Below are 14,598 nucleotides of genomic sequence, written 5' to 3' on the forward strand. Positions count from 1 at the left end.
TTGAGGGCCACAAACACTTCGTTTGTGGCCCTCAAACTGATATCTGCATCAACGTCAGCTTTAGATGTCAGCTATGCCTGTCCACTCGTGGGTGCCATCTGGAAAATTCTGTTTCTTCCAAACCGGGACGCGAGCCTTAATCTCATCTACAAAATCACTGGTGGCACTGAACGCCATTGACCGGTGCGAGGCCGCAACAACAACCACCATCGCAGTCTCCCCCACTCGAACATTCCCAACGCGGTGAACCGCGGACACAGCATGCACACCGTCGCGGCCGGCAATCTCCTCAGCAATCTCATGCAAGACCGTTGACGCTATCTCATGCGAGGAATACTCGATTGACTCCACGTCCCTACCCTGGTCATGGTTACGAACCACACCGTTAAACGTGATAACTGCGCCTGCTTTGTCGTCCGTGGTGGCGGCTACAACTTCGGCCTCGTTAAATGGTTCCGGACTAATCTCAACGCGAACAACGCGGCCACCGCTCACTTAGAATCCTCCACAAAGTTTTGCTCAATATCCGCGATCAAAGAGGCGATCTTTGCGCGCGCAGTTGCAACCATGGCGTCATTATCACCACCCACCTGGCCCGTAGCCAGACCTACTAGAAAAGCGGTGAGTGGAGTGCCTGGACGCGAAGTGTGGTGCGCGGTCATCTGCGCCAGCTTCAGCAAATCCGGCTCTAGGTCCAACGCGACATCCTTATCCACTTCGATCGTCTGCGCGGCGCGCGTTAACCACTCACGCATTTGTTCCATCTTCTGCGGATCATCTCTGTGTTCCATAGAACCTCCCAAATCTCAGTGAACTACATGCTCTTTCAACACGATAACAAGGTAATTCTAAGCCGGCCCAGGCGAAAGCCGCTCTCCGAAGTATCACCGGCTCTAGCAAGCAGGGTTCGATAAACTAGGGTGAGAAAACATTGCATCTAAACGTGAGGAAAAGTAGGCATGAACGTTTCCGCTGTGGAACAGGTCGAACGCATCTCGGCGGCTGGCAAAGCACTATCCCAGCTTTATTTAAATGCTCCCGGCGATGAACTACGCGAAGCAATGTATTCGGCTGAAATGTTGCACGATTGGCCCCTCACCGACCCTGATTCCGTTCAAGGCGTGCGCACTTTGCTCAGCTCACGCCCCGAAAGCCAAGAGGAGCTCAAACGCGACCACCTCTACCTGTTCGTTGGGGCTGGCCGAGCCCTCGCACAACCGTACGAATCCGTACGCACGTCCGAAGAGGGACTCGTTTTTGAAGAAGAAACTTTTGCTGTGCGCGCCGCCTACGCCAAGTTCGGGCTTCGCGCCCCCAACTTCAACCGTGAACCAGATGACCATATTGGCCTTGAAATTGCGTTTCTTAGCGACCTGGCGGGACGCGCCGCCGAGCAGCTGGCTGCGGGCGAGGACGCGCAGGAGATCCGCACGGCAATGCGCGATTTCTTAGTTGACCACCTAGATCGGTTTGCGGGTGAAGTGGTTGAGGACGTGCGAAAGCATGCCAAAACCGCCCTCTATAAGGCGGTTGCGGAGTTCACGCTCGGTTTCATTGCCAGCGTTAGCGCGTTCGTTGAAACAGATGGCGTCCATGCAGCCGAGTAGCTTTGTGACCATGGCCCAAATGCGAATCAGGCGGCACCCATGAACGCGAGCCTACTTAGCTGGATCAGCGATGAGGAACCCGCCATAACCCTGATCTGTGCCTCTGTCACCCGCACTTACTCCAAGTCCACCACGCCGCTTCGCGTTGACGGATGCATTGCGGACACTCTGCTAGCCCTCGCCCCGCAGATATTGGCTTGCGGCGCTCGGTCACTAAGCGTTGACGTAGATGCGTGCGAGTGCGAAAACCGCGAGCGGGCAAAGCAACGATTCGAAACATGGCAGCGCCTACTTGGCCCCAGAATCAGCCAATACCAGGGTAAACCGCCTCGGTTCCGCCCCGCACAAGAGGTCCTGGCGACCTCCGCTCCAGTTTCACGCAGAGCCCTGTTTGGGCTCAGCTCGGACAGTTCCCTGCCCGTGGATATTTCCGGCACTCAGAGCGCACAACTCAGCGCCGCTCTCGCCGCCCTGGGGATCGAACCGGGAGTTGCGGACGAGTTTGTGGGAGCACCGATCACTCCGCGCCTGAAAATCGCAGGTTGCACGGCCTGCGGAGTGTGCGTATCCGCGTGTCCAACCCAATCCCTCGCCCTCGAAAAGGAAAATGAAAAAGGTAGCGCCACCGCTGTGTTGCTACACGATCGCACAACCTGTGAAGGTACCGGTAGGTGCATCGAACTGTGCCCCGAACATGCCATAAGGCGCGCAGATGCGCTGTCCTTAGCCGAAATGGAACGCGTAGAAGTTGCCCGCGTACCAACCGCGAAATGCCGCAAATGCCAATCACTTTTTGCAAACGACGGCGAAGAACTGTGCCCCACCTGCAGGCGCGTTGCACAAGATCCGTTTGGCTCCTGGCTGCCGCCCGGTTTTGAAAGAAAGTAGAAGCGATATGAAGTTCACTCACCTTAACAACGCGGGCGAGGCCTACATGGTTGACGTCACCGCGAAAACCCCAACCGTTCGCGAAGCAACCGCAGTTGGAAAAGTCAGCGCATCCGCAGCGGTTATGCAAGCGCTACGCGACGGCACCGTCCCCAAGGGTGACGTGCTGGCAGTTGCGCGCATCGCTGGAATTGCCGCTGCTAAACGCGTGCCCGAGCTGCTCCCGCTGGCGCACACCATCGGCGTTCACGGGGCAGCGGTTGAACTTGACCTGCAAGACGATCACGTGGCAATCAAGGCAACCGTTCGCACCGCAGACCGCACGGGGGTAGAGATGGAGGCACTCACGGCCGTCACCGTTTCTGCCCTCGCGATCATCGACATGGTGAAAGGCGTGGATCGCTCCGCCGCCATCGAGGAGTGCAAGATCATCGCGAAGTCTGGAGGCCGATCCGGTAACTGGGTGCGCGGCGAGTAACCGCTAGTGGTCTTCCCCATCCACCTGTGCCAAGATGTGGGAGGCAACCGTTACCACAACCTCAGCCGCGTCGCGCACCCCACCGGTGGAGCCGGGCGCGTTCACCACGAGAGCACCCTCTTTTGTTAAACCAGCCAGGCCGCGCGTAATCAGGGCGTGGGGCGTGCTCTGCAAACCCTTCGCGACGATCGCGCCCATGAGGTGAGTTAGCTCGCGGTCAATCAGCGGCGCGGTAGCCTCGGGAGTGAAATCACGCGGCCCAACACCGGTGCCACCCGTGGTTAGCACGAGGCGGGCTCGGCCGGCCACGGCCTCGCAAATCGAACGCTGGATTTCTTCCTTCGAGTCAGGAATCACTACGGGCGCGCTCACGTCGAAGCCGGCATCGCGCAGAATCTGCACGGCGGCAGGGCCAGAGCGATCTTCATACACCCCCTGGGATGCGCGATCCGAAACCGTAATTACGCAAGCTTTCAGATTCACAACGCCTCCTCGACGCGCTAGCGTTTTTCACGTCACTGGTTTTAGCTTACGGTTTACCTATGGGTTCACGGTACGAGCGCAACATTTTGGTTAAAGACTTTGGCGCGACAGGTCAGGCAGCTTTGCAAAATGCACGCATCGGCGTGTTGGGGGCCGGTGGCCTGGGATCGCCCGCCCTTTACTATCTTGCGGCTGCGGGCGCCGGCTACTTGAAAGTGGTGGATTTTGACGCTGTTGAGGAATCCAACCTGCAACGCCAGATCCTGCACAACGCCGCGCGCATAGGTTGTAACAAAGCTGAATCTGCGGCCAGCACGCTACGCGCTCTAAACCCCGAAATCAGTGTGGAGGCCGTCGGTCAGCGCGTGGATGCAGACAATGTGGCGCTCATCTTTAGGGACGTAGACGTAGTTCTCGAAGCCTCGGACAACATGGAAGCAAAGTTCCTGTTGGCCGATTACTGCCAGGCCTCTGGTCAGCCCTTGGTTTGGGGTAGTGCGGTGGGAATGCAGGCGGTGGTAACCACGTTTGTATCACACCCGCTCGCGGCGGAGCCAAGCGGGAAAACCGCCACCCTGCGCGAGCTGTACCCGCAGCTGCCAGATTCACAGGCCACTCCCACGGCCGCAACGCAAGGCGTGCTTGGCCCCCTCGTGGGAGTTGCCGGATCCTTAATGGCCATGGAGGCCATTAAGATTGTGTGTGGAATCCCCGGGGTGCTCGTGCGTCGCCTGGCCCTTATAGATGTGCGCGAAACTGGAGTTCGGCTCGTCAACTTTTAGGAGAAACCTTGATCAGCGTTGAAGACTACTCTTTGCAAGTAACCTCGGGCATCGTCCCCCTTCCAGCTAAAGAACAGCCCCTTGAACGCACCCTGGGCACCACTTTGGCAGCAAACATCGAGGCTCGAGTTGCCGTGCCGCCCTTCACGAACTCTGCGATGGACGGGTTTGCGGTGCGCGCGGTTGACGTGCAGGGCGCTTCAAAAGACGCTGGGGTGACGCTACCCGTTTTCGCAGACGTTGCGGCCGGAGCCACCGCCAATGCCATGACAAAACCCGGCTTTGCTACGCGCATCATGACGGGCGCTGCCCTGCCTGAAGGCGCCGACGCGGTGGTGAAAGTTGAAGATACCAACATCGCGCCGGGGCCCGTGCAAATGCCTGACCAGGTCACCATCTTCAACCCTGTTCAACCTGGCACGAACGTGCGCCAAGCAGGCGAAAACGTTGCCGTTGGTGATCTTATTCTTCAGGCCGGAATCGCGGTTACTCCCCAGGTTTTAGCTGCGGCGGCCTCGGTGGGGTATGGAAAACTCCCCGTAATCCCGAAGCCACGCGTTGCGATTATCTCGACCGGATCCGAACTTAAGGATCCGGGGAGCGCGCTGGCGCACGGTCAGATTCCCGACTCGAACTCGATCATGCTGGATGGTTTAGCGCGCTCTTTGGGAGCGAAAGTTACGTATCGGGGTCGTAGCGGCGACGAGCCGGAGCATCTTGAAGAAATGCTTCACGAAGCCGGGGGTTGCGCGGACCTAATCATCACTTCGGGCGGGGTTTCAGCCGGAGCTTTCGACCCGGTAAAAATTGTTGGCAAGAATCACGACTTCAGCTTCCAAAAGGTAGCCATGCAACCAGGCAAACCGCAAGGACACGGCACCATAAACGTGAGCGGTCGCGACGTGCCCGTCATATGTCTGCCCGGCAACCCCGTGTCGGTCTACGTGTCGTTTGTACTGTTTGTACGCCCTATCATCGCTCTTCTGGGCGGCCGGTCCGAAAGCAAACTCCAAGCGGTTCCCGCTCTGGCAGGCACATCTTTCAAATCTGCCAAGAACCGGCGCCAGTACGCCCCTGTGCGCGCACAGCTCAGCGCGAGCGGGATTACGGTTTATCCTACGCACGCCCAAGCCTCCGGCTCACACCTGATTGCCACGTTGCATCATGCGACCGGCCTCGCGGTGATTGCGGCAGACGTAGACGAGGTAGCCGAGGGAGACCTCGTACAATACATTCCGCTGTAAACCGCACTCTTACTTGGGCCATATCTACTACAGGCCCCTCGCAGATCATGCCAACCTATAACGCAAATGCGCCACTCTTGCGGTAGCGGCGCCGCATTTACTACTGTATGGTTCGAGATATGCACGATTTACGGGTATCAAATGTGGCTACACTCCTTGGCGTATCCACCGACACGGTTCGCCGCCTGGTAGAAGATGGCGCGATCAAAGGCACGCGCGACGATGGGCGCATTCTGATAGACGGCAAGTCCCTTGTAAACTACATCCGCCAGATCACGGCGAAAGACGAGCGTTCCACGCACGGCACAGAGGTAAACTCCATCCGCAACCAGCTGACCGGCATCGTCACAGACATCACCTCCGACAAGGTAATGACCCGCGTCGAGATGATTTGTGGCCCATTCCGAATCGTTTCTCTTATATCCACCGAGGCTGCGCGCGAGATGAAACTCGAAGTGGGCTCGCTCGCCGTTGCCGGCGTGAAGTCCACGAACGTCTCCATCAGCCTTCCCTAGAGTCAACATGAGGATAGACATGAAGAAAACAGCCAAGATTTTTGCCTCCCTCGCTGCCGCATCAATGCTGCTGGCCGCGTGTTCGGGTTCTCCAGCTCCCGCAGAAAAGGAGGGTGCCAAGTCGCAAACCGAGTCGCAAGCGCTAACCGTTTTTGCTGCCGCCTCGCTGAACAAGGTTTTTCCACAGATCGCGGAAGAAGTTTTTGAACCCGCAAATAAGGGAGTCAAGGTATCTTTCTCATTCGAGGGATCTTCCACGCTCGTGGATCAGTTGAAGAACGGCGCCCCGGCCGACGTGTTTGCTTCCGCTGATACGCGCAACATGGATAAGGCAACCGACGCTGACCTTGTTGACACGCCCGAACCGTTCGCCTTGAACACGCTGACGCTGATCGTGCCGGCCGGAAACCCGGGCGGTGTTACGGGCCTTGACGACTCTTTGAAGTCTGCAAAGGTCATCAAGTGCCATGCGGAAGTACCCTGCGGTAACCTGACCAACAAGGTGCTTGAAGAGGCTGGAATCGAGCTCACGCCGGTTTCTGAAGAGCAGAAGGTAACCGACGTGCGCGGCAAGATCGAATCGGGCGAAGGCGATGCAGGCTTCGTGTACATGACCGACGCGATCGCTGCCGGCGACAATGTGGAGATCATCCCCATCGATGCCAAGGGAGTAAACGAGTACCCTATCGCGGTTGTAAAGGACTCCAAGTCCCCCGAGCTCGCGCATAAGTTTATTGACGCTGTGCTTTCTGACGAGGGCCAGGAGTTGCTGAAGCAGTACGGATTCGCCAGGCCGTAATCTGGCGAACATCTGACTAACACAACCGTCCCGGCATATTGGACCAAGCGCCGCTAACCCGGCCAGGTAAGCCCAAGGTGCCGGGACGGATTGGTAAGGCATAGGTAATGAGCGCAAAGGTGGAGCATATTGAGTAGACAGCACCCCAATAGCAGGCGCGAGATTGCGGCTGGCCCTGCCCCCTGGCTGGGAGTTCCGGCAACGATAGCGCTGGTTTTCGTGGTGGTGCCATTTATTGGCATGTTCGCCCAGGTACAGTGGGCTGACCTCCCCTCCCTGCTGGCCGGTGAAGCCGCACGCGACGCTCTTTGGCTATCCCTGAAAACCACCTTTGCCTCCACTATCATTTCATTGCTTTTTGGCATCCCGTTGGCGCACGTCCTTGCTCACACCAGCCACGGAGCACGCGCAAGTTTGGGCAGCGTCTTACGCCTGCTGGTCACGCTACCGATGGTTGTGCCGCCGGTAGTAGCCGGCCTTGCCCTGCTGGTCACATTTGGCCGGCGCGGCCTCATTGGCTCTTACCTGCAGGTACTTGGTATTGAGATCGGCTTCAGCACTATCGCCGTGGTTATGGCACAAGTGTTTGTGTCTATGCCGTTCCTAGTTATCTCACTCGAAGGCGCATTACGTTCACGTGGGCGCGACCTGGAAAAAGCGGCAAGCAATTTGGGGGCAAGTCGAACCCGCGTATTCTTTGAGATCACGCTTCCGCTCACCGTGCCAGCGATGGCTTCGGGCACGGCGCTCACCTTTGCGCGCGCCCTGGGAGAGTTTGGCGCGACCATCACTTTTGCTGGCTCCCTGCAGGGTGTTACCCGCACTCTGCCCCTCGAGATCTATCTACAACGCGAGATCGACACCGCCACCGCCCTTGCCCTCGCAACCGTAATACTGCTAGTTGCCGGTCTTGTAATCGCAATAACTAGCGCTATTTCTAAGATATCTGCACGAAAATCTCGCGAAGCTACGCGCAGGAAGGAGCCCGAATCTGCGCGTCAAAATCAGTTGGTAACCATGTGCGAACTGAACGACCTGGACATGTCCGCACAGCAGTGGGAAAACGCTCCTGTGGGGATTGAAATCAACGCGGGCGTAGCCGAACGACACGTACACATAGATGCCCAGCTGAAGCGCGGCGCGATCACGGCGATCGTCGGCCCGAACGGCTCGGGGAAAACCACTGCGATCGAACTGATTGCCGGAACTCTAGTGCCCTCTAGTGGCAGTAGGACCCTAAACCTGGACACAGACCCAACCATTGTGTGGCTCGAACAGCGGGCGCTCCTATTCCCCCACCTCACCGCCTGCCAAAATGTGGCGTTCGGGCCACGAATCAAGGGCCTAAGTTCTGAGGCCGCCACCAAGCGCGCCCTTGCCGAGCTTGAAGCCGTGGGCTGCCTGCACCTGAAAGATCGCCTGCCCAGCGAACTGTCCGGAGGCCAAGCACAGCGCGTGGCTATCGCTCGAGCCCTTGCCGTAAACCCGGACCTGGTGCTGTTGGATGAACCTTTTGCCGCCGTTGATTCTGAAGTTGCTTGGCCCCTTCGCCTGGTGCTTCGCGAGCGTATTCGCGCGGCCGGCGCCACCGCCGTAATGGTGACTCACGACCTCACCGACGCCGCATTCATGGCCGACCAAATCATCACGCTAGAAGAGGGACAGGTCAGCGAAAACGGGTTCAAAACCCACGTGCTACAACGCCCCACTTCCGCATTCTTGACGCGCCTAACCGGCGCTAACATCGTTACGGAAGACGCGCATACATTGGTGGTTCGCCCCTCCGACTTCCGCGTGGCATCGGGGCATGGAGTTGACGGCATCCACGGCCAAGTGCAGCGGCGCGTGCTGTTGCCAACCGGTGAGATCGCGATTGTCAGCGGCGAGGATGGGGCATTGATATCCGTTGCAACAAACGCCTACAACGCTGACCTGCTCCAGCCGGGGACCGACGTCACACTTCACGCAAAAGTAGCTAGCCCCCTGGCGTAGTCACCACGATTGCTACAGCCAGACAGAAAAAGAGGCTCCCGGAAATCCGGGAGCCTCGAAGCTTTTGCTTAAGAGTTGGGTCGCTTGCCGTGGTTAGCGGCGCTCTTGCGACGTGCCTTGCGCTTGCGGCCTCGCTTGCTCATTTCGACTCCTCTACCTACTTCATTAAACAGCTTTGCTATTTTCGCACAATTCGCGACGTTTTAACAGCCACGCGGGCACAAAACCTGCGAAAACTGCGCAAACGTGACTAAATCAACCTAAAACTAGTCCCACTGCCGCGTAATGTGCGTGACGCGCACGCTCGCAACAACTCGCGAACGAAGCTCTGCGGGCGCTTGCCTCTCAAAACACTTACGCATCAGTTCCCGCACATGCATTTCCGCATCCACCCGATCCGCGCAGTGACCGCAAGTTTCCAAGTGCATTGAAAGACGATACGTCATGTCATCCTCCAACGCGCCATCAGCATACGCGTAGAGTAAGGAGTTCAGTTCCTCGCAAGGATCGCAATCGTTTTGGTTAAGCATGATCCTCCTTCACCCCAATTCCCATGCGCTTTGCATAATCTGCGAGCGCGGTTCGAAGCTGTGCGCGACCTCGGTAGATGCGCGACATTACCGTGCCAACGGGGGTGCCCATGATTTCTGCAATCTCCTTGTAGGAAAACCCTTCAACATCGGCGAGGAGGACGGCCTCGCGGTACGTGTCCGAGAGGGATTCGAGGGCTTCACGAACCGTGTCATCTGGCAGGGAGTCGAGCGCGGCGGCCTCCGCAGATTCAAGCGCAACCGGATGATGGCTTGCGGCCTCGAGCAACTGCCAGTCCTGCACGCCCTCATCGGAGGTTTGCTGGGGCCGGCGCTGGTTCTTGCGGTAGGTGTTTATGAACGAGTTCTTTAAGATGCGGTACATCCACGCCTTCAAGTTGGTACCCGGCTTGAACGTGTTGAACGAACTGAATGCGCGCACGTACGTGTCTTGCACCAGATCTTGCGCGTCTGCCTCGTTACCGGTCATGCGAAACGCCGCCCCGTACAGCTGATCTAGCAAAGGTAGTGCCTCTTCTTCGAACCGCGCGCGAAGTTCGGCCTCGTTTACCTGTTCTTTTGTCTCCATCACCATCGAGCATACTTGCACCTCCATCATTTAAGGCAACAACGAAGCGCGCGTTTTTCTTCCAACCTCCACTTACGCTGAGATGTAGGTAACATGGATCTATGAGAATTTTACGGATGATTGCAAGGCCGCTAATCGCAGCGCCGTTTGTTATTGACGGGCTTTCAGCGGTGAAAGACCCCGATGCACACGCCCAGCAGTTCCAGAAAGTTTCGCCTTATCTTGAGCGCCTGGGTGTCCCTCCAGTAATCACGTCGGATGCGAAAATGGCTTCGCGCGCGTTGGGCGCCGTCACGGTTTTAGCTGGCACCAGCTTTGCGCTGGGTAAGGCTCCGCGCATCAGCGCAACCGTCCTGGCCGCCACGGCCGTGCCGATTGCACTAGTGCAAAATCCGGTGTGGACCGCAAAAGATCATGAACTGAGGGGGCGTTACCGGCGCGGTTTGGAGCGTTACGGCGCCGCCCTGGGCGGCCTAATGCTCGCAACGGTTGACCGCGAGGGAGAGCCTTCAAAGGCGTGGCAACTCGCGAACTGGCGCGAACAGCAGCTGGCTCTAACCCGGGCGCGCAACGAAACGTGGGAAGCCGCGAAGGAAGCATTTGACGCCTAATCCTTGGCATACGCCGCAGGCCACCAAGCCTGTTGATAGCGATGTCACGATTCCCGGTTCGAAATCTCTAACGAACCGGGAACTCGTGCTGTCGGCCATTGCGTCTTCTCCTTCCACTATTTGCGGGGCGCTTAGTGCCCGGGACACGCGTCTTATGGTGGATGCGCTGCGTTCCTTGGGCGCGCAAGTGGAAACCGGGGCGGATAACTGGGCGATTGCGCCCATGCCAAGCGTTTCTGGTTCCACTCCTATCAGCATTGAGTGCGGGCTTGCGGGGACCGTCATGCGGTTCACCCCTGCGCTCGCCGCACGCTGTTCGCGGCCCGTACGCCTCACCGCCGATAGCCAAGCCAACGCCCGGCCGATGGCTGGCCTGCTCAAAGCGTTGCGCTCCATCGGGGTGATCATCACACACGAGAGCAGCGAAACCTTTCCTCTCACCGTGCAAGGCCCCGCGCGCGTGCGCGGTCCTATCAGTTTGGATGCATCCGCCTCCTCCCAATATCTATCGGCGCTTTTGCTTGTTGCCCCCCTGCTAGATAGTGATAGGGAATTCATTGAGATTGAGCTAGATGGAGCACTACCGTCGCGGCCACACGTGGAAATGACGCTTGCCGCACTGCGGCTGCGCGGAGCTCAAGCTGCTTGGACAGGTGAGCGCACGCTGCGGGTTAAACGCGGCGATATTAGTGGGCGCGACGCGGTGATCGAGCCGGATCTTTCTAACGCTGGCCCGTTCCTGGCGGCGGCCGCAGTTACTGGCGGGCACGTGCGCATCCCCTACTGGCCCCTCAAAACCACGCAGGCCGGCAACGAGTGGTTACCGATTTTGCGGCAGATGGGTGCCGATGTGAACCTCGTGCCGCAAGGCACCGTGTACGGCACGCTGTGCCTGCGCGCTGGGGAACTTCAAGGGTTTAACGGCGACATGTCCCAGGTTGGAGAACTTGTTCCTACACTTGCCGCAATCTGCGCGTTTGCAACCACTCCCTCGACGATCACGGGAATCGGGCACCTTCGCGGACACGAAACCGACCGGCTGAAAGCGATCGCCACCGAACTGGCCAAACTGGGTGTGAATGTTGAAGAGGGCGCGGATTACCTCAAGATTGATGGTACAAACGGCTGGTTGGAAAACCATGATGAACCGGTTTTTCTACATTCCTACGCTGATCACCGAATGGCTACGTTTGGCGCTATCATCGGTCTACGCGCACCACAAATCTACGTTGATGACGTGGCAACCGTGGCGAAAACCATGCCTGATTTTGTAAACCTATGGACGAAAATGCTGGAGCTAAATGTCTAGACGAGACATTGGAACCGACGACCCACGCGTAAAAGTACGACCCGGGAAAGGCTCGCGCCCGCGCACCAAACGGCGCCCCAGCTACGAGGATGCCCCCACGGGCCGCGTAATTGCGGTTGACCGCGGCCGCTACCACGTGATTAGTGAGGATGGCACGCGCATCACCGCCGTTAAAGCCCGCGAAATTGAACGCGGCGGCATCGTTGTGGGAGACAGCGTCAAGCTAACCGGTGACCTCACGGGAGGCAAAGACACGCTGGCGCGCATCGTGCAGGTGAACGAACGCAAAAGTGAGCTCACGCGCTCAGCAGAGGATTCCGAGTCAAAAGGCCGCGAGCGTACCATCGTTGCCAACGCCGACATCATGGTGATTGTGGTTGCAAAAACCAATCCTCCCGTGCGGCCCGGCTTCATTGACCGTTGCCTCGTTGCCGCCTACGACGCGGGCCTGACTCCCATTGTCTGCCTGACCAAAGCTGACCTTGGTGATCCCGATGATGTTGCCACGTTCACAGCCTCGCTGGGCATCGAGACGTATACGGTTTCGATGATGCCGGACCACCCCGCACACGTCGGTTACCAGGACGTCATTAACCGGCTGACCGGGCACACCTCCGTGCTCATTGGCCATTCCGGGGTGGGCAAATCTACGCTCATTAACGCGATCGTCCCAAACGCGGATCGGGCTACCGGGCACGTGAATGAAGTGACGGGGCGAGGACGCCACACCTCCACCTCCGTCGTGGCTCTACCGATGCCGGGCGGCGGCTGGGTTATTGATACTCCGGGTGTGCGCGGATTTGGCCTCGCTCACGTTGAACCACATGCCGTGGTTGCGGCATTCGACGAGCTTTGGGATGTCACCGAAGAATGTCCGCGCGGGTGCGAACACCGGGCGGACTCACCGGGCTGTGCCCTCGACGACTGGGTTCGAAATGGGGGCGACGACAGGGAGATTCGAGATATGCGCGTACAATCGGTTCGCCGGCTCCTGGCCTCACTGAAGGTGGCGCAAGAAAAACCCTGGGAGAACTAGCGCGAATACATTTCGACAAAGTTCGAAATGATCTTGTGCGCGGGCGCAACATCAGCGTCTATGCACTGGTCAATGATGTGTTGCTGATCGCCCGGCTGGTAGTAGCCCGACGTGGCGTAACCGATGATGCGAAGTTTGAGGGCCGGCCAATCGAGCTCGGGGTGGAACTGCGTGCCGTACATGTTTTTCCCCACCTTGAACAGCTGGATCGGGCAGGCCTCTCCGCGCGCCAGTAGCGTGGCGGATTCGGGCAGATCCTCACAAGCCTCTTTATGCCCCACGTAGGCGCGGAATGTGCGTGGAATTCCACGCGTAATCGGATCTTCGCGGCCGGTTTGTGTGAGTTCAATTACCGGCGCGGAAATAGATTCACCGTACTTTTCTGAGATTTTGCCGCCCTGGTGACCAAGCAGGGTGCCCACACCGTAGCAGATGCCGAGGAACGGGAAATCCGCAGCGACTAATTGATCCATGAAGCCTTGAAGTTCTGCCTCTACCCGAAGTTGCACATCCGACTTCTTCTCAATCGGCGCTAACGAGTCGAAGGGCGAGCCGCATAAGATCACACCGGCCCATTCATTGAGGTTGAGCGGCGGGAGCGGGCTCTGCTCAAGCCGGTGCCAAACCAACTGGCCCGCATCCAGGCTCGAAAGTTTTCTCAGCATTTCGACCTCGGAGGTCAAAATCGTCGGCTCAGTGCGCGTTGTGATCATTAAGAACTTCGCGTTGGATTTCATTTGCTCAGCTTACGGGATTACCCGGTCACGCGCGCCCGCGCGAGGGTAGTTTGGACACATGGAAAAGACTTTGCATAGCAGTGGACAAGGCGCGACCACGGCCGCAGATTTAAAGCTCGCACACGCCCTCGCCGATCGCGCAGACGCGGTAACGCTGGACCGCTTCCAATCGGATGATTTGAAGGTAGCGACCAAAGCAGACCTATCTCCCGTTACCGACGCCGATCGCTCTACTGAGGCCGCGATTCGCGAGCTACTGGCCACCCATCGTCCGAATGACTCTATTTTTGGCGAAGAAATGGGAGTTACCGGAAGCTCTACGCGACAGTGGGTGATAGACCCGATTGATGGCACCAAGAACTTCCTGCGCGGCGTGCCCGTGTGGGCCACGCTGATTGCCCTGGCCCAGGGCGGCGAGGTAACCGTTGGCGTGGTGTCCGCCCCAGCCCTTGGCAGACGCTGGTGGGCGGGCAAGGGCCTCGGCGCTTACGTGGGAGTCCAGCAAGCGCTACGGAAATCTTCGAGCTGTTGCGACGGCGATGGTGATTGCGCCGATTTGCCCCAGCCAGGCGCGTTCGATTACACGAGCGCCGGCCAGCGCATCCACGTGTCTACCATTAACCGGTTTGAGGACGCGTCGCTCTCCTACTCTTCACTATCGGGATGGAAAGAGCGCGGCAGGTTAGATCACTTCTTGGATCTAGCTGATCGTATGTGGCGAACACGCGCTTACGGCGATTTTTGGTCTTACATGATGGTGGCCGAAGGAGTGTGTGATGTTGCGGCGGAACCGGAGCTAGAAACCTACGACATGGCCGCTCTTGTGCCCATCGTTACCGAGGCTGGAGGCCGCTTCACCTCTTTGCTAGGCGAGGACGGCCCATGGGGTGGCACCGGAGTTGCAACCAACAGCCTGCTACACGACGAAGTGCTACAAATCCTGGCTTGGGAAGAGGGGCGGTAAAATTTTTGTCCGTACCGTTCGCTAACCTGTAGGC

The 14,598-nt window shown here is 58.3% G+C and carries 19 protein-coding genes; 12 read left to right on the forward strand and 7 right to left on the reverse strand.

All coding sequences use genetic code 11. The features are described from left to right. Positions 1-60: 60 nt before the first annotated feature. Positions 61-495, reverse strand: a complete 435-nt coding sequence (locus HMPREF9238_RS02625; RefSeq protein ID WP_016443889.1) for a molybdenum cofactor biosynthesis protein MoaE — start codon at positions 493-495, stop codon at positions 61-63. Further along, positions 492-791: a DUF6457 domain-containing protein gene (locus HMPREF9238_RS02630; RefSeq protein ID WP_016443890.1), complete on the reverse strand. Its 300-nt coding sequence runs from the start codon at positions 789-791 to the stop codon at positions 492-494. The genes HMPREF9238_RS02625 and HMPREF9238_RS02630 overlap by 4 nt, the downstream gene beginning before the upstream one ends. A 168-nt stretch (positions 792-959) precedes the next feature. On the opposite strand from HMPREF9238_RS02630, the gene HMPREF9238_RS02635 reads away from it, so the two are divergent. Genes HMPREF9238_RS02635 through moaC form a run of 3 tightly spaced genes read left to right on the forward strand, consistent with a single transcriptional unit; the run spans position 960 to position 2,973 of the window. Next, on the forward strand, positions 960-1,607 hold the full coding sequence (locus HMPREF9238_RS02635) for a TorD/DmsD family molecular chaperone (protein ID WP_016443891.1): 648 nt from the start codon (positions 960-962) through the stop codon (positions 1,605-1,607). Positions 1,608-1,646: 39 nt separating this feature from the next. Next, positions 1,647-2,495 carry a 4Fe-4S dicluster domain-containing protein gene (locus tag HMPREF9238_RS02640; protein WP_016443892.1) on the forward strand — a complete coding sequence of 283 codons (849 nt, stop codon included), beginning with the start codon at positions 1,647-1,649 and terminating at the stop codon, positions 2,493-2,495. 7 nt (positions 2,496-2,502) lie between these two features. Then, the gene (gene moaC / locus HMPREF9238_RS02645; protein ID WP_016443893.1) at positions 2,503-2,973 is read left to right on the forward strand and encodes a cyclic pyranopterin monophosphate synthase MoaC; all 471 of its coding nucleotides are present in this window, start codon (positions 2,503-2,505) and stop codon (positions 2,971-2,973) included. A gap of 3 nt (positions 2,974-2,976) precedes the next feature. On the opposite strand, the gene HMPREF9238_RS02650 is transcribed toward moaC, so the two are convergent. Then, entirely contained in the window at positions 2,977-3,456 is a 480-nt protein-coding gene (locus tag HMPREF9238_RS02650; RefSeq protein ID WP_016443894.1) for a MogA/MoaB family molybdenum cofactor biosynthesis protein, read from the reverse strand. A 59-nt stretch (positions 3,457-3,515) separates the two neighbouring features. Between HMPREF9238_RS02650 and HMPREF9238_RS02655 the strand changes: the two genes are divergently transcribed. The 5 genes from HMPREF9238_RS02655 (at position 3,516) to HMPREF9238_RS02675 (ending at position 8,788) form a co-directional block, all read left to right on the forward strand. After that, positions 3,516-4,238, forward strand: a complete 723-nt coding sequence (locus HMPREF9238_RS02655) for a HesA/MoeB/ThiF family protein (RefSeq protein WP_016443895.1) — start codon at positions 3,516-3,518, stop codon at positions 4,236-4,238. Between the two features lie 8 nt (positions 4,239-4,246). Continuing rightward, positions 4,247-5,482, forward strand: a complete 1,236-nt coding sequence (locus HMPREF9238_RS02660; RefSeq protein WP_016443896.1) for a molybdopterin molybdotransferase MoeA — start codon at positions 4,247-4,249, stop codon at positions 5,480-5,482. A gap of 119 nt (positions 5,483-5,601) precedes the next feature. Further along, the gene (locus HMPREF9238_RS02665) at positions 5,602-5,997 is read left to right on the forward strand and encodes a TOBE domain-containing protein (protein ID WP_016443897.1); all 396 of its coding nucleotides are present in this window, start codon (positions 5,602-5,604) and stop codon (positions 5,995-5,997) included. Positions 5,998-6,016: 19 nt separating this feature from the next. Then, positions 6,017-6,796: a molybdate ABC transporter substrate-binding protein gene (gene modA / locus HMPREF9238_RS02670; protein ID WP_016443898.1), complete on the forward strand. Its 780-nt coding sequence runs from the start codon at positions 6,017-6,019 to the stop codon at positions 6,794-6,796. A 129-nt stretch (positions 6,797-6,925) separates the two neighbouring features. After that, positions 6,926-8,788 carry an ABC transporter permease gene (locus HMPREF9238_RS02675; protein WP_016443899.1) on the forward strand — a complete coding sequence of 621 codons (1,863 nt, stop codon included), beginning with the start codon at positions 6,926-6,928 and terminating at the stop codon, positions 8,786-8,788. 68 nt (positions 8,789-8,856) lie between these two features. On the opposite strand, the gene HMPREF9238_RS09205 is transcribed toward HMPREF9238_RS02675, so the two are convergent. From HMPREF9238_RS09205 to HMPREF9238_RS02685, 3 genes are all read right to left on the reverse strand, one after another. Next, the gene (locus HMPREF9238_RS09205) at positions 8,857-8,931 is read right to left on the reverse strand and encodes a 50S ribosomal protein bL37 (RefSeq protein WP_434056926.1); all 75 of its coding nucleotides are present in this window, start codon (positions 8,929-8,931) and stop codon (positions 8,857-8,859) included. 123 nt (positions 8,932-9,054) lie between these two features. Next, a complete protein-coding gene (gene rsrA / locus HMPREF9238_RS02680) occupies positions 9,055-9,318 on the reverse strand; it encodes a mycothiol system anti-sigma-R factor (RefSeq protein WP_016443900.1) in 264 nt (87 codons plus the stop codon). Continuing rightward, positions 9,311-9,913 (reverse strand): sigma-70 family RNA polymerase sigma factor, encoded by a 603-nt coding sequence (locus HMPREF9238_RS02685; RefSeq protein WP_016443901.1) that lies wholly within the window; start codon positions 9,911-9,913, stop codon positions 9,311-9,313. Before HMPREF9238_RS02685 ends, rsrA begins: the two co-directional genes overlap by 8 nt. A gap of 95 nt (positions 9,914-10,008) precedes the next feature. Here HMPREF9238_RS02685 and HMPREF9238_RS02690 point away from each other — a divergent pair, with 95 nt between their 5' ends. The 3 genes from HMPREF9238_RS02690 to rsgA are packed head-to-tail and all read left to right on the forward strand — an operon-like array spanning position 10,009 to position 12,863. Further along, positions 10,009-10,518 carry a DoxX family membrane protein gene (locus HMPREF9238_RS02690; RefSeq protein ID WP_040316452.1) on the forward strand — a complete coding sequence of 170 codons (510 nt, stop codon included), beginning with the start codon at positions 10,009-10,011 and terminating at the stop codon, positions 10,516-10,518. Beyond that, a complete protein-coding gene (aroA, locus tag HMPREF9238_RS02695; protein ID WP_016443903.1) occupies positions 10,508-11,827 on the forward strand; it encodes a 3-phosphoshikimate 1-carboxyvinyltransferase in 1,320 nt (439 codons plus the stop codon). The genes HMPREF9238_RS02690 and aroA overlap by 11 nt, the downstream gene beginning before the upstream one ends. Beyond that, the gene (gene rsgA / locus HMPREF9238_RS02700) at positions 11,820-12,863 is read left to right on the forward strand and encodes a ribosome small subunit-dependent GTPase A (RefSeq protein WP_016443904.1); all 1,044 of its coding nucleotides are present in this window, start codon (positions 11,820-11,822) and stop codon (positions 12,861-12,863) included. Before aroA ends, rsgA begins: the two co-directional genes overlap by 8 nt. Here rsgA and HMPREF9238_RS02705 read toward each other — a convergent pair. Then, complete coding sequence (locus HMPREF9238_RS02705; protein ID WP_016443905.1) at positions 12,860-13,600, reverse strand: glutamine amidotransferase; 741 nt, start codon at positions 13,598-13,600, stop codon at positions 12,860-12,862. The two genes, rsgA and HMPREF9238_RS02705, sit on opposite strands and share 4 nt — an antisense overlap. Before the next feature lie 58 nt (positions 13,601-13,658). Here HMPREF9238_RS02705 and HMPREF9238_RS02710 point away from each other — a divergent pair, with 58 nt between their 5' ends. After that, on the forward strand, positions 13,659-14,564 hold the full coding sequence (locus HMPREF9238_RS02710) for an inositol monophosphatase family protein (protein ID WP_016443906.1): 906 nt from the start codon (positions 13,659-13,661) through the stop codon (positions 14,562-14,564). Positions 14,565-14,598 lie beyond the last annotated feature (34 nt).

The sequence above is a fragment of the Gleimia europaea ACS-120-V-Col10b genome, from assembly GCF_000411155.1.
Lineage (GTDB): Bacteria > Actinomycetota > Actinomycetes > Actinomycetales > Actinomycetaceae > Gleimia > Gleimia europaea_B.